The following is a 20,865-nucleotide window of genomic DNA, read 5'->3' as shown; positions in this document are numbered from 1 at the left end:
TTTATATGTATCACTATAATTCCGAAACATTAAAGAAAGATTAGAAACTATTTAATTATATCATTTTATCCCGCATTAACGGGCAGTAAGACTCCTACCTCAAAATTCGGCGAATGCGAGAGAGTTAGGTGGGAGTCGGGCTGCCCGTAAAAGCCCGATTGGTGAGGGCTGATTAAAGTTTCACTTTATTTTTTTGCACATTAATCTTCCTTTAATGTTTGTTCAGTAATATAAGGACATGGATAAGGTGCACATGTAAAGGGAGGAGAACATAATGGGAAAATGGATGATGATTGGAGCAATGTCTTGTTTATTCTTAACAGCTTGTTCTACTCAAGCTGATAACGATACAGAAATACAACAACTGAAAGTGGAAAATGATAAATTACAAAAAGAAGGTGCTCAACTACAACAAGAACCAAACAAAACAGGGCCTGCTATGAATGATACTAAGCAAACACAAGATTTCAAAAACGAAGTCACATCTATTGTAGAAAAGGCAAATAACACGAAACCAGTTGGAGCAAAAGAAGATAACTTAAATACGTACTTAGCAGCAAAAAAAGAAATTGACCAATTAGATGACAAGATAGATCTATCTGATGATCAGCTAGAAGCAGATTTTCACGCTGGAACGATAACTGTTGAACAATATCAAATACAAGAAAGAGAACAAGATATACTTGAAGATCAATTAGAGCAAGCAGAAAATGTACTTGAAGCAAGATTTGGAATAAATGATTAATTATTAAGGAGTGGATGAAAATGTTAAAACATAAAAAGAAAATAATTATAAGTGTAATTGCTATTTTAGTAAGTGGTATTGCTATTGTTGGTGGATATTATGGTATGGGCTACAATTATGCGAAAAAGAATGAAAACTATACAGAGAAACAAGTTCGTGAAATTTCTTTAGCTCATACAAATGGAGAAATTATTAATGTAAAAAAAGAATTCGAATTAGAAGATGACAACTTAGCACAATCTAAATTTGAATATGAAGTGGAAATCAAGACACCTGAGAATCTATTAAATATTTTAAAGGTTAGTGCTAGAACAGGCACAATAGAAATCAATAATGAAGACTGAAGAAATATTGATAAATAAAATATCACGTATTTTAAAAAACTTCTAACAAAATTTGTTAGAAGTTTTTTTACGTTTATACTCTACTATTCTAAAAGGGGGCCAGCTACATCGCTATCAAGTTAAGAAATACACTCATCTAAAAAACAAAAATATAGACTGTATTCATCATTTTCTACTCCTCACAAAATGATTGTTTCTTAATCTGGGTAAATTTTTAGGTTGAAGGTTACGGTTCTTCAAACCGTTGCTGCACTTGCGAAAAAAGGGGCCAAAATTCCGGCTCCTTTTTTATCCCGCTATTTGTGTGGCAGTAAAACTCCCACCTCAAAATTCAGCTGGAACAAAGAAGTTAGGTGGGAGCCCTGCTGCCCGTAAAAGCCCGATTGGGAAGGCTAATAATCAGTGGGGGATGAACAAAACCCCCCACTGATTAAAGTTTCACTTTATGAAGACCTAGTTAGTTTGGAAGTTTGAAAATGATGAGGTGATACAAGTGCAAACAGGAGTTATTTGTAAACAATGTAATAATGAATACAAACATCTAAAGCAATATGATAAAAGGTTGGTGGTCTCCATGCCCATCAACCTTTTATTATGAAGTAACACCTGAACGTATTAAATTATTGTTTTTTATTAACAGACATAAAAAAATATTTGTTTTATTGATAATTACTAAACATCATTGTAAAATGTTTGTATATATATAAACTAAATCGATTTACGTTTGATTTTAAGAGGGGGGTAGGAAGTGTTAATAATAATAAAATAATGGTTATATCACCTACAAAGAGCCGTAAAAAGAATGGAACCAGTACGGAAAAGATACTTTTGTGAAAAGTTCAAAAAATAATAATTATTTACTCTTGAAGAAAATTTACAACCATATGGAGAATAAGGTTATGCAAAAAAAGTCTTAAAAGGGGGACGGAATTATGGAACAAAGAAAGTTTTCAGTAACACCTCAAGATCGAATGAATTATGTATTAGGTCTTTATTCTGCAGATCAACAAATTAATGCAGTTCTTTATTTTCCTGTAGGTATATCAAAGGAAATACTTGAACAATCAGTAAGGATAACGTTACAATTGCAGCCGGTTTTGAACAGCCGGTTTGTAGAAAATGATATCCCTTACTGGGAGGAACATTCATCTGCCACTAACTCACCTATTTGCCTTTTTGCAGAAGGAAATAATCAAGAACTTGAAATAATGGCAATAGATTTTATTAAGGAACCTGGTGATCGTATTCAGGGGCCTATGGTTCAAACAAAATTATTACGAGGCACTACAACAGATATGTTAGTTGTGAAATTATCTCATCTATGTTCAGATGGCGCAGGGGTCAAGGAATATATTAATTTGCTTGGAGCAATTTATACTCAACTTTCCTTGGGACAATCTAAGAATCAAATTATGAAGGAATTTGGTGAGGGAAATGAGAGTTTTCGAGATCAATCACGTGTATTCAAATATGCTGGAATATCGGACATAAAAAGCGCGTATCGTCCTAGCCAAGAACAACAGGCATCGTTATGGTCTTTTCCATCTCAACCCAACAAAAATAAATCCCCTCAAATGTCTGTACGGCGGTTGAGCCATGAGCAATCTCTACGTCTAACCCAATGGACAAAAGCACAACAGGCTACCTTGAATGATGTAATCATGACTGCCTACTTCCGAGCTTTATCACATTTCACTGTGTATGCAGAACCTCGCACCGCAGAAAAAATGATCGGTTTAACAATTGATTTACGTCGATATCTGCCTAATTATACAACTGGTGCTATTTGCAACTTATCCGGCATGGAAATGCCAGTGATTAAAATGGAGGATAATGAATCATTTAATCAGACTCTCGTTCGAATTAAACAATCAATGGATAAAATAAAGTCTCAAAATCCAGGTCTGTCTTCAGCAGCAGGAATGGAGCTACTGGCAGGTATGAAGCTATCTGTGGTGAAGGAAATGTATAATCAGCAATACGAGCAGGCTTTACAGATGGGGATGGCGTTGCCGTTACTGACAAATTTCGGGGTGATCGCTGATGAACCTATTCAGTTTGGTGAAGTTCAAGCTGAGGACGGGTATATGACATCACCCATTATGTATGCGCCATTCTTTTCAATGGGTGCAAGCTTTTATAATGGGAGACTTACATTTACGATTGGTTATCATACACCGGATACATCAAAAGAAGAGGTAGACAAATTTTTAGAAAGTGTTGTTAATCAACTATCATAAATAAAAGGGAATATAGAGCGGAAATTTCTAGCGGAATTGTATTTTAGTGGCTCGTCCCCATGTTCATCAAGCTAATATTTTGAAGTATCCCTAAAACGAAAATTTTATATCACTACAACAGTTATTTATGAGAATTCAGGTCATTTTTTTCGTTTTGGGGTATTCGCTTTTCTTAGCTTGATGGTTATGGGCGGTACCCCAGTAAAGAAAGAAATATAATTATTAAGCCGAAAGTAACGATAATAATTAGAAGTAACAAGTGTATAAGTGCATCAGTTTTTCCATTTAATAAAGACTTTATAAAGAAATCCCATTCTGTTTCATAGGGGGCTCTGCCCAATTTCGTTGCAGTCCTACATACATTCCATTTAAGAAAAAGACGATACTTAATAGAATCCTTCCAATAAATACGGCAACTACTTTTATATTCCAATGCTTTATCATGATTACATACAGGATTGGGAATAGTATAAGTATCCAAAAAACAATAATATAGATTGTATTTATCATTCCTTACTCCTAACAAAATGATTGTTTTTTAATCTAGGTGAGTCTTCAGGTTAAAGGGGTTTTTAATACTGTCTACTTGACAGGGATAAGACCAAATTCCGGCTCTTTTTTATCCCACAAAAGCCCGATTGGTGTGGGATAAAAAAGGAGGAATGGACACCCACCTGATTAAAGTTTCACTTTATCTCTCCGTCTCAAAAAACTCAATCCATTCCCCATCAGGACCAGCGAAGAATATGTAACGTGTTCCATCTGGTAATGTTTCAATTTCTTCACCTAGTAAAAACGTTACTTTGTGGGTTTCTAGTCTCTTGATTTCATCTTCTAATGAATCTACTTTAAAGCAAATGTGATGCACTTTTCCTTCTGCCGGAAGAGAAGAGTTGTAACCTTCAATTAGTTCGAGTGTCGTTTCTTTTGATTCTTCTACACCTAAAAAAGCGAGTTTTAAGTCTGGGTTTGGATGCCCCATCCGTTTAATGAGCTGTAAGCCGACTACTTCTTCATAAAATGATATAGATGTTTCTAAGTTTGCGACCATAAGTCCGACGTGTTCAATTCTTCTGACTGGCATGTGCACTCCTTCTTTCTGAAAATTATATATAAAATAATATTGAAAATTAAGAAAATAAGCAAGATAAAAACCTTACAAATTTTAACGTGTAATATGGTATAGTGAGAAAGTATGTTTGGGGAGAAGGAAGGAGATTATACTATGAATACAACTACTCAAACTCCTTCATTATCGGAAACGATGAAAGAGTGGCATTATGCATTAGCATATGAAATTAAACATTGGAAGACGATAGGTGGTAGTAAAATTTCTATCATTAACGGTCGTTTCTTATATACAGATTATGAAAGTACAGTATACGTATTTCAGCTTATTTCGGAAGTAAGCTTACCTGAAGGTTCACCAATTCGAATTGAGTTCGATGGTGAGGAAGCGACGGGGGAAGTATTATCTGTACATGGATTAGAAATAGAACTGAAGTTAAATGATTATATACAAGGTGAAATAAGAGAAGCGGTTTTATATAGTGAACCGTGGCAGCTTTTAGAGCAGCTGCAAGAGAGATTGAAAGAGGCACATAAAGATAAGCTGAAACGTAATCGTATAAAGCGTCTTGTTGATGGGACGAGCAGTCCGAAACATATTGAAAAGATGAAAAATACGAAAAATGAATTGGCGTATCGTTCATTTTACAATCCGACAACGTATGTGTGGGGACCGCCTGGAACAGGGAAGTCGTACAATTTATCGCGTATTATTTCTGCTCATTATCAAAAAGGAAAATCGATACTTGTGTTAGCTCATAGTAATGCGGCAGTAGACGTATTAATGAGTGAAGTAACGAAGCAAATTGAGAAGAAGAAGAAATGGACGCCTGGAGAAATTGTTCGTTACGGTTATAGTCAACATGAACATATACGAAATCATGAAACATTACTTGCATCGAAGTTAGTTGAAACGACGAATGGATCTTGGGGAGAAGAAAGACTCTATTTAGAAGAGACACGACAAGATCTTCGTGAAAAGATTTTATCATATAAAGCGACTTCTGCTGATAAGAAGCGTATACAAGAGATTGAAAGTGATCTTCGAAAGCAAAAAGCGAAAATTAAAGAAGTAGAAAAAGAATACATTGAAAATGCGAAAGTAATCGGTGCGACTTTATCGAAATGTGCAATTGATTCACTTATTTATGAGCGTACATTTGATTTAGTTGTCGTAGATGAAGTAAGTATGGCTTATGTTCCGCAAATCGCATTAGCTGCTTCACTTGGGAAACGTATTGTCGTTTGTGGTGACTTTTTACAGTTACCTCCGATTGCGATGGCGAACCATGAACTCGTTCGAAAATGGCTCGGTGAAGATATGTTTTATCATGCAGGGATTGTTGATTCTGTAAATAAATCAGAAGCACATCCGAACCTTTTTATGCTGCAGGAGCAAAGACGTATGCATACGGATATATCGAAGTTTACGAATTCATTTATTTATAAAAATAGAGTGTACGATCATCCATCTGTTTCAGAGCGTAAAGAACTTGCGAAACTGCAACCGTTCGCAAATGAGGCGAGTGTTTTATTTGATACGAGCTTAATGGGAGCCTTTTCTTTAAAAGACGCTGCTTCCGGTTCTCGTTTTAATATTATGTCTGGTTTAGTAGCGATCCAAATGATGTTAATTGGATTGTTAGACGGTGTTCAATCTATCGGTGTAGTTACGCCTTACAGGGCACAGTCCCGCTTTTTATCAACGTGCATTAGAGAAATGTTGCAGAGAACGAAATATCAAAACATACCAGTTTTAGCGGCGACGGTTCATAAATTCCAAGGTTCTGAAAGAGATATGATGATATTTGATACGGTTGATAGTTATCCGCAAGAACGACCTGGCGTGTTATTCTTTGACCATAAAAATCATCGCCTCGTCAACGTTGCAGTGACAAGGGCGAGAGGGAAGTTCATTCAATTATCAGATTGCCATTATATGCGTAAAAACCTTTCGAGAAAACAAGCGTTATCACAATTAACAGCTCATATAGAACGTCACGGAGATGTATATGATCGCACGACATCAAGACAATTGTGGGAGCGGAAAATTTCGAAACGTTTACGCTGGTTTATGGAAATGAATCTTGAAGAGCCGAAAGGGTTATTGAAAGATATTTTAGCCGCAAAACGAAAAATTATCATTTCACTTCCAAGTACAAAGCAAGTGGATAAGCGAGTCTGGCAAGCGTTAATGCGTACAAATGCGCAAATAACAGTGTATAGTGATGGACCAGTTCCGTTAAAAAATGTAAAGTTACAAAGACAAAATAAAGCATTCCCGTTTATCGTAATCGATGATGAAATCTTTTGGGCAGGAGCACCTCTTACATCTCAAATGATGTTTGAAGGTAGTATGGAATTTCCGTACATATGTGCAAGATTACAAGCACCTGAAACAATTGGCGTATTAAAAGGGTTTTTAGATATTCGGTAAATTCAGATAGGAATTCCTTGACTTTTGCCTGGAATGAACTTAGAATGAAAATAATTTAATACAATTTTATGAAAATTCTTATCACGAGAGGTTGAGGGACTGGCCCTATGACACCTCGGCAGCGGATTCTTTATGAATACTGTGCCAATTCCAGCAAGGTAACTTGAAAGATAAGAAAGAAGCTCATTTTGACTGTATATACAGAAGCCTCTTTCTATCTTTTAGAAAGAGGCTTTTTTACGTGAAAATAAAAGGAGGAAGAAAAATGGGAGCGACAGGAGTAACGTCACAAAGAAAAACAATTGAAGAGAGTATAGAAAGAAATAAGGGAAAGTACATAGAAACAAGTCATAATATTCATGCGAATCCGGAGATTGGTAACCAAGAATTTTACGCATCAAGAACGTTAAGTTTGTTGTTAGGAAGCGCAGGATTTCAGTTGCAGCACAATATAGCTGGTCATGAAACAGGATTTATCGCGCGGAAAAGTTCCGGGAAACAAGGACCAGTTATCGCATTTTTAGCTGAGTATGACGCTTTACCAGGACTCGGTCATGCGTGTGGTCACAATTTAATCGGAACAATTAGCGTTGCAGCAGCGATCGCGTTATCAGAAACGCTTGAGGAAATCGGCGGAGAAGTTGTCGTGTTCGGAACACCAGCAGAAGAGGGCGGGCCAAATGGTAGCGCAAAATCGAGTTATGTGAAAGCTGGCTTATTTAAAAACATTGATGCGGCGCTTATGATTCATCCGAGCGGAAAAACAGCTCCAACGAGTCCATCACTAGCGGTCGATCCACTTGATTTTCATTTTTACGGAAAAACAGCTCATGCAGCGGCCTCACCAGAAGAAGGAATTAACGCATTAGATGCGATTATCCAGCTTTATAACGGTATTAATGCACTTCGCCAACAACTTCCGTCAGATGTGAGAATTCATGGTGTTATTACTGAGGGCGGAAAAGCACCTAATATTATTCCTGACTACGCCGCAGCAAGGTTCTTCATCCGCGCAGCAACGAGAAAAAGATGTGCGGAAGTAACAGAGAAAGTAAGAAACATCGCACAAGGGGCAGCGTTAGCAACAGGCACAAAAGTGAAAATTCATCAATTCCAAAATGAAATCGATGAACTACTCGTAACAAAAACATTTAATGACGTCGTAGCGGAAGAGTTAGAACTACTAGGTGAAGATGTAAACCGTAAAGAAAGAGTAGGAATTGGCTCAACAGATGCAGGAAACGTAAGCCAAGTCGTACCGACAATTCATCCGTACATTAAAATCGGTCCAGACGATTTAATTGCGCATACGAATGAATTTAGAGAAGCAGCACGTTCAGAACTTGGAGATAAAGCGCTAATCACATCGGCAAAAGCACTAGCAAATACAGCGTATCGATTAATTACAGAAGAAGGTTTGTTAGAGAAGGTGAAGGAGGAGTTTAGGGAGGCGCGGAAGAATCAAGGATAGGGAAGAAGGAGAATTATACTCGGGATTTTTTAGTAGGAAATTGAATGAAAAAAGAACCAGCCTATGGCTGGTTTTATTATATTATAAAAGAATTTTTCCACATACACTTCATATTTCTACCTTAGTACCCTCTTATCAGAACGACAATTTCTCTTCAAATTCACTCTTTAAAACAATTAAAGGAGATGATAATCCAAATTGCATTAAAGAGTCTAAAAATGCAGCGAGAGAATCCATCGAATCGCTCATGACTTTCATCATATAATTAAATTCCCCGCTAATTCGATATAAATCTGTTACTTCAGGAGCGGCATTACAATATTGGATGAAATCAGAGCATTGACTCGTTTTGAACATAATAAATGCTTGGATGTTTTTATTAATTTTGGAAGGCTCAAATTTCGTTCGGTAAGCAGCTATAACCCCTTGATCTTCAAGCTTGTTAATGCGTTCTTTTACAGCAGGTTGCGTCATGGATATAATTCGTCCTATTTCTGAAACGGAAATTCTCGCATTTTCATACAACAAGTTCATAATTTTATGATCAATTTCATCCAATTTTACTGCGTTTTGCATTGTGTAGCCTCCTCGTTTTATTTTCTAAAGTAAATCACAAATTATAACTATAATATCATAAGTTAACGAACTAAATTACCTATAAATCTATATTTAAAATTAGTAGTATTTGAATGGAAATATAAGTATAGGTTTTATCCCGCTATTTGCGGGCAGTAAAACTCCCACCTCCAAATTCAGCTGGAGCAAAGTGGTTAGGTGAGAGATTAACTGCCTGTAAAAGCCCGATTGGTGAGGGCTGATAATCAGTGGGGGATGAAGAAAACCCCCACTGATTAAAGTTTCACTTTATCAAACGAAAATTTAGGAAGGGTGGAAAAAATGAAGAATCTTGATGGGAAAGTAGCGTTAGTAACAGGGGCGAGTCGCGGTATTGGTCGTGCGATTGCGATGAGATTGGCAAACGACGGTGCATTAGTTGCAATTCACTATGGCCGAAATAAAGCAGCTGCAGATGAAACAATTAGTGAGATTGAATCTAATGGAGGAAAGGCATTCTTAATTGAAGCGGATTTCAATTCAATTGATGGTGTCAAAAAGATAGTAGAACAATTGAAGAATGAATTACAAATAAGAGTTGGTACATCAGAGATTGATATTTTAGTAAACAATGCAGGGATAGGTACACAAGGAACAATTGAAAATACGACAGAAGAAGTTTTTGATGAAATTATGTCTGTAAATATTAAAGCACCGTTCTTCTTAATTCAGCAAACATTACCGTTATTACGAGCGGAGGGGCGAGTTATTAACATTTCATCAGCTGAAGTAAGACTTGGTTTTGCAGGGTCCATTGCATATGGTTTAAGTAAAGGTGCACTAAATACGATGACACTTCCTCTAGCTAAACATCTTGGAGAAAGAGGTATAACAGTGAATACAATTATGCCTGGATATACGAAGACAGATATAAATGCGAAATTGCTAGATAATCCGGAAATACGAAATTTTGCTACGAATTCATCTGTGTTCGGACGAATAGGGCAAGTTGAAGATATTGCAGATGTAGTAGCATTCCTTGCTTCTTCTGATAGCCGCTGGGTAACAGGGCAAATTTTAGATGTTTCTGGAGGATTTTGTTTATAGGGGCACTACTTCATACCCATCAAGCTAATATTTTCATATCCCCCTAAATTAAAATTTTCTTTCTCTACAGATAGCTATTTTGAGAAGCCGCTCATTTTTTCGTTTTGGGGGCATTTCTTTTTCTTAAGTTGATGGGTATGTATGGTGACCCCTATTAGACGATAGTGAATTAACAATTTCGGGGTTCAGTTCAACTTTATTCAAAATAAGATTTTTTTGCAGTAAAATCAATGTTAGTGGAACTTTTTTAATCAAACTTTTTTCTAAATAACATAAATACTTGCAACATTTAAATTAGTACTATATAGTTCTAGTTATGACAAAGGTAAAATTAATGAATCAAAAACGTGTGATTGAAGTAGCTGCAACATTATTTTTAGAAAAAGGGTTTGCTTATACAAGTATGGATGAATTAGTACGTGTAAGCAAAGTTTCAAAGTCTAATGTGTATTATCACTTTTCTAATAAGGAAGTATTATTAGAAGGGGTCGTTGATTATTGGATTGGAATGTATCAATCTGCAATTGATGACGTACTTTCTCAGAACCAATTTTTAGTTGAAGATCGTATCCAACTGTTTTTAAAGCAATTATCACAAGGAGTTCAGTCGAGAGAGTATAAGGGGAGCTGTCCATTTATTACTCTTTATATTCAAAGTCCTACACAGGCCACGCAAATAAAAGAAAAAATAGGTCTTTTTTTTACAGAATTACAAAAGAAAGTTTCTCTATTACTTAAACAAGGGGTAGAGAATGGAGAATTCAGAAATACGATTAATATTGATGAGGTTGCATCACTTTTTATTACAAATCTTGAAGGAGCGTTATTTATTTCAGAAACATTGAAGGATGCAACTGTAATCACGAAAACAGCAGATCATTTATTTAACTTGCTTCGATAAAAGAAGCTTTTTTTTTACATCAAATTAGTACTGAATAGTACTAAAAAGGAGGTTTTATATGAGAACAGTATTTTTAATTGGTGGAACAGGCTTTATTGGAAAGCAATTAGTGAAAGAATTAGCCAAAGAGGATGTTAAAATTCTTCTTTTAGTGAGGTCGAAAAGTAAAGCAACACGCCTTTTTCAAGAAAGAGGCATCTTAAAAAAGGCAGTTATGCACTTTATTGAAGGTGATTTGACGAAAATAGATTTAGGTCTAAGTGCTGAAGATAAGGAGAGGATATTGAAAACGGATGTGATTATTCACGCAGGAGGCCCCATGGATATTCAAGTGACAAGTAAAGAGGCAGCTTCCGTATTTTTAAATGGCGCCAAACATATTAGTGAATTAGCTAAAAGTATTCATCAATTGAAGGGCTTGCAACAATTTATTCATGTTGTAGGTTATATGAGTCCCTTTGATGATAAAAATAGCAAGATTGCAATTGATGTGTTTAAAGAAGGAAACAATTATTTGAAAATGAAAAATCCATATGAGAGAACAAAATTTTTAGCAGATCTTTATATCCGTCACCAGGCATCAGCAGTAGGTTATCCGCTTTCTGTAATTAATCCGCCAACTGTAGTCGGTAGTAGTAAAACAGGGAGTACAGAGCAGATAGCAGGATTAGGTTTGCTTGTGATGAGTATGCGAAGAGGGCTCATGCCAGTGATTCCTGGAGGTAAGGGATATAGGTTACCACTTATTTCAAACGATGAGCTTGCGAAGTTTATTGTGCAGGTTTTCAGATTGGAGCAACCGACTATTCAAACATATACACTTGTTGAAGACAAACAGCACGATCAGAACATTGCTGAATTATTAAGTATTATGTCGGAAAGTATGAATATGAGGGCACCAAAAATCTCTGTCCCAATGCCACTTATGAAAGCAATTATGAATAGTGGAGTAAGTAAAATAACAAAAATTCCTTCTGATGGACTGAATTTTATTACAAAACGAAAATTTTCAAATGTTTCAGCGAAAAAAATTATGGGAGGAGATTGGTTTAAGAAGACGAGTGTAATGAAATTTTCCCCTGCCGTAGTAGCTGATCTGGATTATCGAATGATGTATCAAAATGGCCAGCATAATCATTTATTTAAACGAACATTATGCGATAACACTACCCTTTACCAATTACAAGGAGAGGGTAAACCGTTTATTTTATTACATGGTTTATTGAGTGATGGAGAGGATTTATTTTCTTTAGCACAAGAGCTTCATGAAAAAACTGGTCAACCTGTATGGATCTTGGATCTTCCAGGTTTGGGACGTTCTCCTTTTAAACAAGAGAAAAATCTTCTAGATATCTATTTGAATGTAGTGAAAAAGTTATTGGAGAAAGCTACTAATGGTGCACATCTAATTGGCCATTCATTTGGTGCGTTTATTCTTCTGGAAGCATTGGTACAAGAGTACATAGATAAGAAGTATTCAATCACTTTACTTCAGCCACCTGTTGCTAAAAAAAATGCTAAATCGCTAAATGTTCCCCAATTTATGAACAAATGGACATTAAAATTGGCAACTACTAATTTGATAGGGCGTTATTTATTAAGTAATGGTTTGTTTGAAAGTATGGAGAGCATCCCTGAACATTATATCGAAAAAATAAGTAACAGTTTTACTTCTCCTAGAATTTTAAATACTACGGTTCAGCTTAACAGTTTACTACTGAAAAACGATCAAGGTGATTTCAATGAAGTAACAAAGTATAATCTTCACATTATTTGGGGGGAGTATGACAGAGGCTATTCTGCTCCATCGCATCTTGGTAAGGTTGATTTTGTTCCATATGGCCATCATTTTCCTCTTAGCCATCCGAGTGAAACGGCAACATTAGTAATAAAAAATAGTAATACTAGCAGATGAGAGTGTGGGATAAATAAACAGTGTGTAGTAAGATCGTTGTGTCTTTGAAATAAAATCGTACTGTATGGGGTCCCACCCCATACCTATCAAGCTATACTTCTGAAATATCCCCAAAACGAAAATTTCATCCTTTCATAGTTGTCCATAGGATCTTAGGTCGATTTTCATTTTTGAGAAGAATACATTTCTCAAATTGATGGCAATATGGGGGGAAATAATGTTACGATGTTTATAAAAAAGTAGTTAGACTAGTGTGTTTTACTCCGATTCATTTCAAAATATAATTGAAAATCCATCTTTAAATTAAAAAAGAAGGTGTTACCTTTATATATTAATAACTTCGAAATATTGTATAACAGATAATTTTTATGCATTATTGATTAACATTGCTTATTGTGCTAACGAATCAGGATAGTGTGGCGACCGACAAACTAAATAGTTGCTTATCCTCAATTATTAGAAGGACAGTTCTATCATTTCGCGAATTTATTAGACATAGACGAGTGCTATAATTTTCTATATCTACATATAAGAGGTGACTACGCATGAATCAAAGACCGTCAGAAGAAGAATACGCCGGGAACTCCGGCGAATATATCCGTTTGGTACCGGACGGTAACATCATCGATATTCTGCTGGCCCAGGAAAAGCAAATGACCGAGCTCCTGGCATCGTTGACCGAAAGCCAGTACGTGTATCGGTATGCTGAAGGAAAATGGACGTTGAAAGAAGTCGTGGGCCACATTGCAGACTCGGAACGTGTCATGACCTACCGCCTGCTCCGGTTCGCAAGAGGGGACCAGACGCCTCTGACTGGTTTTGATCAGGAATTGTTCATGCCTCCTTTCGGAAGCTGGACAACCGCGCAATTGGCCGAAGACTACCGGGCCGTACGGCAATCAACGATCACATTGCTGCGCGGGCTACCGGCGGAGGCGTGGACCCGCAAGGGCACAGCCAACAACCTAAGCATTACGGTGCGCGCCCTCGCGTACGGCATCGCAGGACACGAACTTCATCACATGGGGGTCATCCGAAATCGGTACTTGAGTTAATCTTCGGCTGAGGCCTTTGGAATGGAACTAACACCTCTCATCCAACTTTAGATACCGTTCTTATTGGGGTCCCGCCCCATAACGATCAACTTAAGGATTTAGACTATTTTTGAAATTAAAAGCACATTACTATTCTCTTATGTTAATGAGAGAGGGTGACGTGCTTTTTATGAATATGTACCAAAAACAAGAGTTATCTTTATTTGCCGAAGAGTTATATCGATTTTTTTCATTTGGGGGTATTTGTTTTTCTTAGCTTGATGGTGATGGGGCACTACGCTATAATGGTCAAATTAAAATTTAAAACAGTTATAGAGACTCTATTCCTCGGAAACATTGTAACTATTAAGTTGTAAAAAGAACCGTAGTTTTTTATTTTTGAAAAGGCTATGGTCCTTTTTAGTTGTAGCAAAGATATGATGTGAGGAGGTTTTTGTAAATCAAAAAAAATTGATTAATTAGTTGCATAATAAATTAATCAGCGTATATACTATAAATATCAAAAAAAATTGATGAAGGGAGAGGAAACTACAGTGGCACTGGATTTTAAGTTATATGAGAAAAAGTTTAAAGCGTTGGCGGATCAGAAGCGTTTAGAGATTATGTATGAACTTTGCCAGCGGGGCCAGACTTGTGTATGTGATCTAACAGAGATTTTTGAAATGACGCAATCTAAGTTGTCCTATCATTTAAAGATTTTATTAGATGCAGGTTTAATTGTAAAAGAAACAAAAGGTACGTGGAGTTATTATGATTTAAATGATGCGGAAGTAAATAATTTATTATCAGAAGAATTATGCTGTATCTTTAGAAAAACAGGCAAAGGTAGTTGCTGTTAAAATTTTGCACTATTAATCAAAAAAAATTGATTAATAGTATTTAAAGAGGAGGAATAAGCTATGAGATATGTTCACGTTGGTATAAATGTTACGGATTTAGAGAAGTCTATTCAATTTTACGAAAAGGTATTTGGTGTGTCACCAGTTAAGGTGAAAATGGATTATGCAAAATTTTTATTAGAGACGCCAGGACTTAATTTTACGCTAAACGTACGAGATGAAGTGAAGGGAAATCAGGTAAATCATTTTGGTTTCCAAGTGGATACAGCTGAAGAAATTACATTTCATAAAGAAAGATTAGAAAAAGAAGGGTTCTTTGCGCGTGATGAGATGGATACAACTTGTTGCTATGCGGTTCAAGATAAGTTTTGGGTAACGGATCCTGATGGGAACGAGTGGGAATTCTTTTATACAAAAGCACATAGTGATGTTCATAAAATTGAAGATCCATCTTGTTGCACGACTTCTAACGTAGTAGAAAAAAATTCTTGTTGTTAATAGGAGATGGAAAATAAAATGAAACGTTTATCTTTTCTAGATCGATATTTAACACTATGGATTTTTCTAGCTATGGCTGTTGGGATTGGTTTAGGGTTTGTGTTTCCTAGTGTAGTAGACGGACTAAATACATTACAAGTTGGAACGACGTCCATCCCGCTCGCTGTTGGTTTAATTGTCATGATGTATCCACCGTTGGCGAAAGTTCGTTACGAGGAAATGGGCCGGGTATTTAAAGATGTAAAAGTATTGGTTTTATCTTTAGTGCAAAACTGGATTATTGGTCCTGTACTTATGTTTGTTTTAGCAATTATTTTTCTTCCAGATAAGCCAGAATACATGGTCGGGCTCATTATGATTGGTTTAGCACGTTGTATTGCAATGGTAATTGTTTGGAACGACCTTGCTGATGGGGATAAAGAGTATGCAGCAGGTTTAGTAGCTTTTAACTCAGTATTCCAAATGTTATTCTTCTCCGTTTATGCATACGTGTTTGTAACAGTAATTCCAGAATGGTTAGGGATTGAAGGGGCTATTGTCGATATTACAATGATAGAAGTAGCGAAATCAGTATTTATCTATTTGGGAATTCCTTTTATAGCAGGTATGTTAACACGCTTTGTACTAGTTAAGTTAAAAGGAAGACAGTGGTATGAAAAGGTATTTATACCGAAGATTAGTCCACTGACATTACTTGCATTATTATTTACAATCATCGTTATGTTCTCTTTAAAAGGGGAAATGATTGTTAGCGTACCATTAGATGTAGTAAGAATAGCAATTCCGTTATTAATCTATTTTATTGTAATGTTTTTTGTTTCTTTCTTTATGGGAAGAAAAATTGGTGCAAACTATCCGGTGACTACAACGTTAGCATTTACAGCAGGTAGCAATAACTTCGAGTTAGCAATTGCTGTAGCAGTTGGTGTGTTTGGTATTCATTCAGGCGCGGCATTTGCAGCTGTTATCGGGCCGTTAGTTGAAGTACCTGTAATGATTGCACTTGTAAACGTTGCTTTTTGGTTTAAGCGTAAATATTTTAATGATCAACCAGTATAATTTAAAAATAAAGGCGGAAAACAACATGAAAAACAAAAAGACAATCTATTTCTTATGCACAGGAAATTCATGCCGAAGCCAAATGGCAGAAGCATGGGGCAAACAATATGTAGGCGATAAGTGGAATGTATATTCTGCAGGAATTGAAGCACACGGAGTAAATCCAAATGCTATTAAAGCGATGAAAGAAGTAAATATCGATATAACGAATCAAACATCGGATATGATTGATTCAAATATTTTAAATAACGCTGATTTAGTCGTTACGCTTTGTAGTCATGCAGATGCTGTGTGTCCATCTACTCCTTCACATGTGAATCGTGTTCACTGGGGATTCGATGATCCAGCAGGAAAAGAATGGTCTGAATTTCAACGTGTTCGCGATGAAATCGGTGAACGTATGAAACGATTTTCTGAAACAGGGGAGTAAATAAAGGAAAGAGCCAATCTTCTATCGTATAGGGGATTGGCTCTTTTTCTATACATAGTCACTACTGCATTGGTTTACAACAACTATCTCAACGAATGCAGAATATTATGTAAGAATGATATAGTTAGAATGGTAGTCTGTCTCTATTAAATTTATATATAGAAAAAAAACACTATTGGTAATTAACAATGAATAAAATTTTGGTTTTTTAGAGTAATCGAGATAGTAATCATAAAAAATAGCGTGTAATAAAAATTTTTTCACATGAAAGGAAAAAAGGGTGAAACACATAATAAAAGACGTATTAATAAATTGTTTTAAAGAAATTCATTCACTAGCAGTGGAAGAAGAGCTACATAAAAATAGCTGGAATACAGATTTACACTATAAAATTATGGTGAATGGAAAGCGATATTCCGCACGGTTTATCAATAGCAAGCGAACAATCAATCCAGCTTTTGGGGCGTTATCAAACGAACAACTGATAGAGCAAGTACGTTTTACGTATTATTTACGCGAGCATGGAGTCCTTTTTATGCAAATTAATAAAAATAGGTCAGGGGAGTCATTTACATTAGTCGCTTGGAATGATGAACAATACCGATTTATATTGTCTAATTGGATTGAAGGAGAACATATTACACTCTGTACAGAAGCTATCGCAGAAGCATTTGGAAAGGAAGCAAGAAAGGTTCATGATATTTCTAGTGCATTTCAAAGCGCGATTTTTCAGAAGAAATCTCATTTGGATGGGTATGTTGAGTTTATTAATATGTTAGAAAGCAAGACAAGCGCATGTAAGGAATTGCGGGAGTATATAGATCTTGCTAAATATCATATAGACTGCGCATATACGAGTGAATTAGAGTTTATTGTACAAACAGACTTAAATCCTTTGAATGTTTTATGGGGCTCAAGTCAACAGGTAAAAGGAATTGTAGATTTTGAATCTATTAGTTATGTTGACCGTATTGAAGGGTTAGCCTTTTTAATAAAATGGTACTCTCGAACGAAAGGAATACAGTCGCATAAAGTATGTCCGGAAGTTGCTAGAGCATTTTTAGAAGGGTATAAAGCTAATAACATTTTAACTTCAAATGATTATAAAAGACTTTCTTCGTTGCTATGGTTATCCGGTAGTTTAAATTGGAACTTCGTTAAAAAGACGATGAGTCTATTAGGTGACGGGAGAGAATTAGAGGAACATTTGAAAGTTTATAGAGTAAGGGGAGAAAGGTTGTCTTCATTGTTTTAGTTTGTAGATAACATTTCTTCTCTTTTGGGATTTATAAAACAAAGCATATGAGGTGTTCTAAAAATGAAAATACAAATTGTATTGTTTGACGGATTCGGAGAGCTTGTCTCCTTTGCACCTTTTGAGGTATTGAAAAGAGCGATAGAAGAAGGGGCTCCGTTTACGGTTGAATTAGTTTCTAGTGAACCAAAACAAGAGGTTACTACTTCGTTTGGAGTTACGGTTAAACTACATGATTTTTTACGAATGGATAATCGTCCAGATTTGTTAATTGTACCCGGCGGTGGCTGGAATCATAAAGCTGAACATGGGGCGAGAAAGCAAGCAGAGATTGGAACTTTGACCAAAATGATTAGAGAGATGCACAATGAAGGAACGATTGTTGCGGGAGTTTGTACTGGAGGTATGTTACTAGCTGCATCCGGTATATTGAATGATAAAAAGGCAACAATGCATCATTTGGCGCAGAGTGAAATTAGTCAATATGGGGCAGAACTTCTTCATTACAGAATTGTGGATCAAGGCGATATTATTACTGCAAGAGGAGTTACTTCAGGGATTGATTTAGGTCTTTGGATCACGGAAAGGTTTGCAAGTCCCAAAATTGCAGCTGCTGTTGAATATAGAATGGAATACGAGAGGCGAGGTGTTGTGTGGAGTTAATTTGAATTCTTTTTCATTTGAAGACAAGAGTTCATTACTCTGAAGAAATAAAGTGGAAAGTGATTCAAATGAAAAAGAATGGGTATTCAAATCGTACCATTATAGAGACACTTGGAATTAAAAATACTACAATTATGTGCGAATTCAAGAAAAATCAAAAGACCTATCCCCTAAAGAATATAGGGAACAGGTGGTTTAGGTATTTTGATATGTGTTCCGATTTTGGGGGTCACTTCAAAAAAAGATAAGTGCTTTTTATTTTTTAGCAACCAGGTAAAACAATCTCCACATTAAAATCAAAATATATATAAGAACTATCTCGACGAATGCTTACTAAAGTTGCTGTACCATTTACTTGTGAAAGTCCATTTACACATAATAGAGGTAAAGATCCATCACAGTTATAGCAAAGAACATTGTTTATTTGTACAACATCATTTAAATATGCACTAAATCCTGTTCTTGGACCTGTACATGGAAAAAATTGAGCTGGAAATCCAAAATAGAATGGTAAATTTCCAACTGCAGTAATTTGAGATACAGAAACATTACATTCTATAACACCACAAGGAGTAGTTACAGATGCTTGAGCATCACATTGAGCAACATTAAGTTTTAAATAAAATGGATCTGTAATTACAGGGAAAGTATCACCAACATGTAATGGCTCTGGAAAAATAATTGATGAAGGATTACTCGTACCGGCCGTTAATCTAATTGTCCCAGAAGTATTTATGACGTTTTGACAAGGAGTAGAACAGTCTAATAATTGTTCTACATCTGATGTACTTTCATTATCTATCTGAATTTTTTCAGAAGTGTTTAAAACTCGATTTAATTCCTCCGTTTTTTCACACACCTTTAATTCATTTTTAATCTGCCTTAATAAAAAATGAAATTAAATAAGAATTAGTACATGTATCACTTGTTTTTGGATGTGAGGTATTAGTTCCTAAATAAAATTTTTCTTTTTCTGCAGTGGATTTCTTATAAAATGAAATCAATCATAGAGTGCCTTGCTCCGACTTGAACAATCTTAATTTTACATCACATCGCTATCAAGCTAAGAAAATAGAGCTACCTCCAGAATGAGGTTTTGCCCTAACTTGCAATAAAAAAGCTCATTTTTTCGTTTAAGGTGGATCTGTTTTCTTAAGTTGATGGGCAGGTGACGGTACCACATTTAAAGAAATTTAGTTTTGTTAGCTTAATAGTAATTCAACTTTTAATTTTTCACTTTACTATTATTAGATTTGTTAGAAGGGGTATCATTTATTTGATATAATTAATGGATGTGAATCAAGAAATAGAAAGAAAGATACTTCTAGTGATTTTATACTTAAAATGTAGGGAGATTGAACAGAGTTATGGGGAATGAAAAAGAAATTAGTTCCGCTAAATTAATATGGAAGATGACGCGCCCACATACATTAACGGCGACGTTTTCTCCTGTAATTTTAGGGACAGTGGCATCACTTTACGTTGCAGAAATTCATTGGCTTTTATTTATTGCGATGATGGTTGCATGTTTAGCTTTGCAAATAGCAACGAATTTATTTAACGAGTACTATGATTTCAAACGTGGATTAGATACCGCTGATTCTGTTGGCATCGGTGGTGGAATTGTCCGTCATGGATTGAAACCAAAAAATGTTTTAACAGTTGCGCTTTTATTGTATGTAGTAGCAGCATTTATTGGAATTTATATTTGTATGAATAGCAGCTGGTGGTTAGTCGTCATTGGTTTAATTGGGATGGCGGTTGGCTATTTATATACAGGTGGTCCATTACCAATTGCGTACACTCCATTTGGAGAATTAGTTTCTGGACTGTTAATGGGGACATGTTTTGTACTCATTGCTTTCTTTATTCAAACGAATACTATAACGATTGAAAGTATATTGATTTCTATTCCAATTGGGATTTTAGTAGGTGCAATTAACATGTCGAATAACATCCGAGATATCGAAGAAGATATTAAAGGTGGAAGAAAGACGTTGGTAATCCTCCTTGGGAGAGAAAAAGCAGTGGTAACACTAGCTGTAGCCTTTTTAATTGCTTATTTATGGATTGCCGTAATTGTGTTGATGGGTTATATAAGCCCTTGGGCATTAGTTATGTTCCTAGGTTTGAAAAAGCCAATCTCTGCTATTCAAAGCTTCCAAAAAGGAGCAAAGGATCCCGGGTATATGCGCATCGCAATGAAATCAACAGCGATGACAAATACGATTTTTGGCTTCTTATTATCAGCAGGATTATTAATCAGTTACTGGTTTTAAATAA

At 35.8% G+C, this 20,865-nt stretch carries 19 protein-coding genes, 2 pseudogenes and 1 riboswitch; of the genes and pseudogenes, 17 read left to right on the top strand and 4 right to left on the bottom strand.

Features of this window, described 5'->3' with window-relative positions; all coding sequences use genetic code 11:
* Window positions 1-274 precede the first annotated feature (274 nt).
* From QCI77_RS15725 to QCI77_RS15715, 3 genes are all read left to right on the top strand, one after another.
* Window positions 275-745 (top strand): hypothetical protein, encoded by a 471-nt coding sequence (locus tag QCI77_RS15725; RefSeq protein ID WP_016127238.1) that lies wholly within the window; start codon window positions 275-277, stop codon window positions 743-745.
* Between the two features lie 20 nt (window positions 746-765).
* Window positions 766-1,089: a PepSY domain-containing protein gene (locus QCI77_RS15720; RefSeq protein ID WP_002161193.1), complete on the top strand. Its 324-nt coding sequence runs from the start codon at window positions 766-768 to the stop codon at window positions 1,087-1,089.
* 932 nt (window positions 1,090-2,021) lie between these two features.
* Entirely contained in the window at window positions 2,022-3,329 is a 1,308-nt protein-coding gene (locus QCI77_RS15715) for a condensation domain-containing protein (protein ID WP_353825211.1), read from the top strand.
* A 184-nt stretch (window positions 3,330-3,513) separates the two neighbouring features.
* Here QCI77_RS15715 and QCI77_RS15710 read toward each other — a convergent pair.
* Together QCI77_RS15710 and QCI77_RS15705 are read right to left on the bottom strand one after the other, a co-directional pair.
* Window positions 3,514-3,839 (bottom strand): annotated as a pseudogene (locus tag QCI77_RS15710) (hypothetical protein).
* A gap of 181 nt (window positions 3,840-4,020) precedes the next feature.
* Window positions 4,021-4,413 carry a VOC family protein gene (locus QCI77_RS15705; protein ID WP_353825210.1) on the bottom strand — a complete coding sequence of 131 codons (393 nt, stop codon included), beginning with the start codon at window positions 4,411-4,413 and terminating at the stop codon, window positions 4,021-4,023.
* Window positions 4,414-4,524: 111 nt separating this feature from the next.
* Here QCI77_RS15705 and QCI77_RS15700 point away from each other — a divergent pair, with 111 nt between their 5' ends.
* Both QCI77_RS15700 and QCI77_RS15695 read left to right on the top strand, forming a co-directional pair.
* Window positions 4,525-6,834 carry an AAA domain-containing protein gene (locus QCI77_RS15700; RefSeq protein WP_353825209.1) on the top strand — a complete coding sequence of 770 codons (2,310 nt, stop codon included), beginning with the start codon at window positions 4,525-4,527 and terminating at the stop codon, window positions 6,832-6,834.
* A 75-nt stretch (window positions 6,835-6,909) separates the two neighbouring features.
* Window positions 6,910-7,011: riboswitch (SAM riboswitch) on the top strand.
* 88 nt (window positions 7,012-7,099) lie between these two features.
* Complete coding sequence (locus QCI77_RS15695; protein ID WP_353825208.1) at window positions 7,100-8,305, top strand: M20 family metallopeptidase; 1,206 nt, start codon at window positions 7,100-7,102, stop codon at window positions 8,303-8,305.
* 135 nt (window positions 8,306-8,440) lie between these two features.
* Here the strand turns inward: QCI77_RS15695 and QCI77_RS15690 are convergent, their stop codons facing one another.
* Window positions 8,441-8,881: an Lrp/AsnC family transcriptional regulator gene (locus tag QCI77_RS15690; protein ID WP_001178569.1), complete on the bottom strand. Its 441-nt coding sequence runs from the start codon at window positions 8,879-8,881 to the stop codon at window positions 8,441-8,443.
* 321 nt (window positions 8,882-9,202) lie between these two features.
* Here QCI77_RS15690 and QCI77_RS15685 point away from each other — a divergent pair, with 321 nt between their 5' ends.
* The 11 genes and pseudogenes from QCI77_RS15685 to QCI77_RS30950 form a co-directional block, all read left to right on the top strand.
* The gene (locus QCI77_RS15685; RefSeq protein WP_002168061.1) at window positions 9,203-9,967 is read left to right on the top strand and encodes an SDR family oxidoreductase; all 765 of its coding nucleotides are present in this window, start codon (window positions 9,203-9,205) and stop codon (window positions 9,965-9,967) included.
* 334 nt (window positions 9,968-10,301) lie between these two features.
* The gene (locus QCI77_RS15680) at window positions 10,302-10,868 is read left to right on the top strand and encodes a TetR/AcrR family transcriptional regulator (RefSeq protein WP_002128043.1); all 567 of its coding nucleotides are present in this window, start codon (window positions 10,302-10,304) and stop codon (window positions 10,866-10,868) included.
* A gap of 58 nt (window positions 10,869-10,926) precedes the next feature.
* On the top strand, window positions 10,927-12,783 hold the full coding sequence (locus QCI77_RS15675) for an alpha/beta fold hydrolase (protein ID WP_353825207.1): 1,857 nt from the start codon (window positions 10,927-10,929) through the stop codon (window positions 12,781-12,783).
* Between the two features lie 545 nt (window positions 12,784-13,328).
* Window positions 13,329-13,838, top strand: coding sequence for a DinB family protein (locus tag QCI77_RS15670; RefSeq protein ID WP_353825206.1), 510 nt, complete (start codon window positions 13,329-13,331; stop codon window positions 13,836-13,838).
* 512 nt (window positions 13,839-14,350) lie between these two features.
* Window positions 14,351-14,677: an arsenical resistance operon transcriptional regulator ArsR gene (gene arsR, locus QCI77_RS15665; protein ID WP_353825205.1), complete on the top strand. Its 327-nt coding sequence runs from the start codon at window positions 14,351-14,353 to the stop codon at window positions 14,675-14,677.
* 60 nt (window positions 14,678-14,737) lie between these two features.
* Window positions 14,738-15,175, top strand: coding sequence for an ArsI/CadI family heavy metal resistance metalloenzyme (locus tag QCI77_RS15660; RefSeq protein WP_353825204.1), 438 nt, complete (start codon window positions 14,738-14,740; stop codon window positions 15,173-15,175).
* A gap of 18 nt (window positions 15,176-15,193) precedes the next feature.
* Window positions 15,194-16,234 (top strand): ACR3 family arsenite efflux transporter, encoded by a 1,041-nt coding sequence (arsB, locus tag QCI77_RS15655; RefSeq protein ID WP_000826571.1) that lies wholly within the window; start codon window positions 15,194-15,196, stop codon window positions 16,232-16,234.
* Window positions 16,235-16,259: 25 nt separating this feature from the next.
* The gene (gene arsC / locus QCI77_RS15650) at window positions 16,260-16,664 is read left to right on the top strand and encodes an arsenate reductase (thioredoxin) (protein WP_353825203.1); all 405 of its coding nucleotides are present in this window, start codon (window positions 16,260-16,262) and stop codon (window positions 16,662-16,664) included.
* Between the two features lie 280 nt (window positions 16,665-16,944).
* Entirely contained in the window at window positions 16,945-17,919 is a 975-nt protein-coding gene (locus QCI77_RS15645) for a phosphotransferase enzyme family protein (protein ID WP_353825202.1), read from the top strand.
* Window positions 17,920-17,982: 63 nt separating this feature from the next.
* Window positions 17,983-18,582 (top strand): DJ-1/PfpI family protein, encoded by a 600-nt coding sequence (locus QCI77_RS15640; protein WP_002142393.1) that lies wholly within the window; start codon window positions 17,983-17,985, stop codon window positions 18,580-18,582.
* 17 nt (window positions 18,583-18,599) lie between these two features.
* A pseudogene (locus tag QCI77_RS30950) lies at window positions 18,600-18,746 on the top strand (IS3-like element ISBt2 family transposase); the annotation flags it as partial.
* A gap of 98 nt (window positions 18,747-18,844) precedes the next feature.
* Here QCI77_RS30950 and QCI77_RS15630 read toward each other — a convergent pair.
* A complete protein-coding gene (locus QCI77_RS15630) occupies window positions 18,845-19,441 on the bottom strand; it encodes a hypothetical protein (protein ID WP_353825201.1) in 597 nt (198 codons plus the stop codon).
* Window positions 19,442-19,949: 508 nt separating this feature from the next.
* Between QCI77_RS15630 and menA the strand changes: the two genes are divergently transcribed.
* The gene (menA, locus tag QCI77_RS15625) at window positions 19,950-20,861 is read left to right on the top strand and encodes a 1,4-dihydroxy-2-naphthoate polyprenyltransferase (RefSeq protein WP_002013623.1); all 912 of its coding nucleotides are present in this window, start codon (window positions 19,950-19,952) and stop codon (window positions 20,859-20,861) included.
* Window positions 20,862-20,865: the final 4 nt, after the last annotated feature.

The organism is Bacillus cereus group sp. MG9 (assembly GCF_040459995.1).
Lineage (GTDB): Bacteria > Bacillota > Bacilli > Bacillales > Bacillaceae_G > Bacillus_A > Bacillus_A mycoides.
Note: the sequence above shows the minus strand (reverse complement) of the source record. Positions and strands in the feature narration are given on the sequence as shown.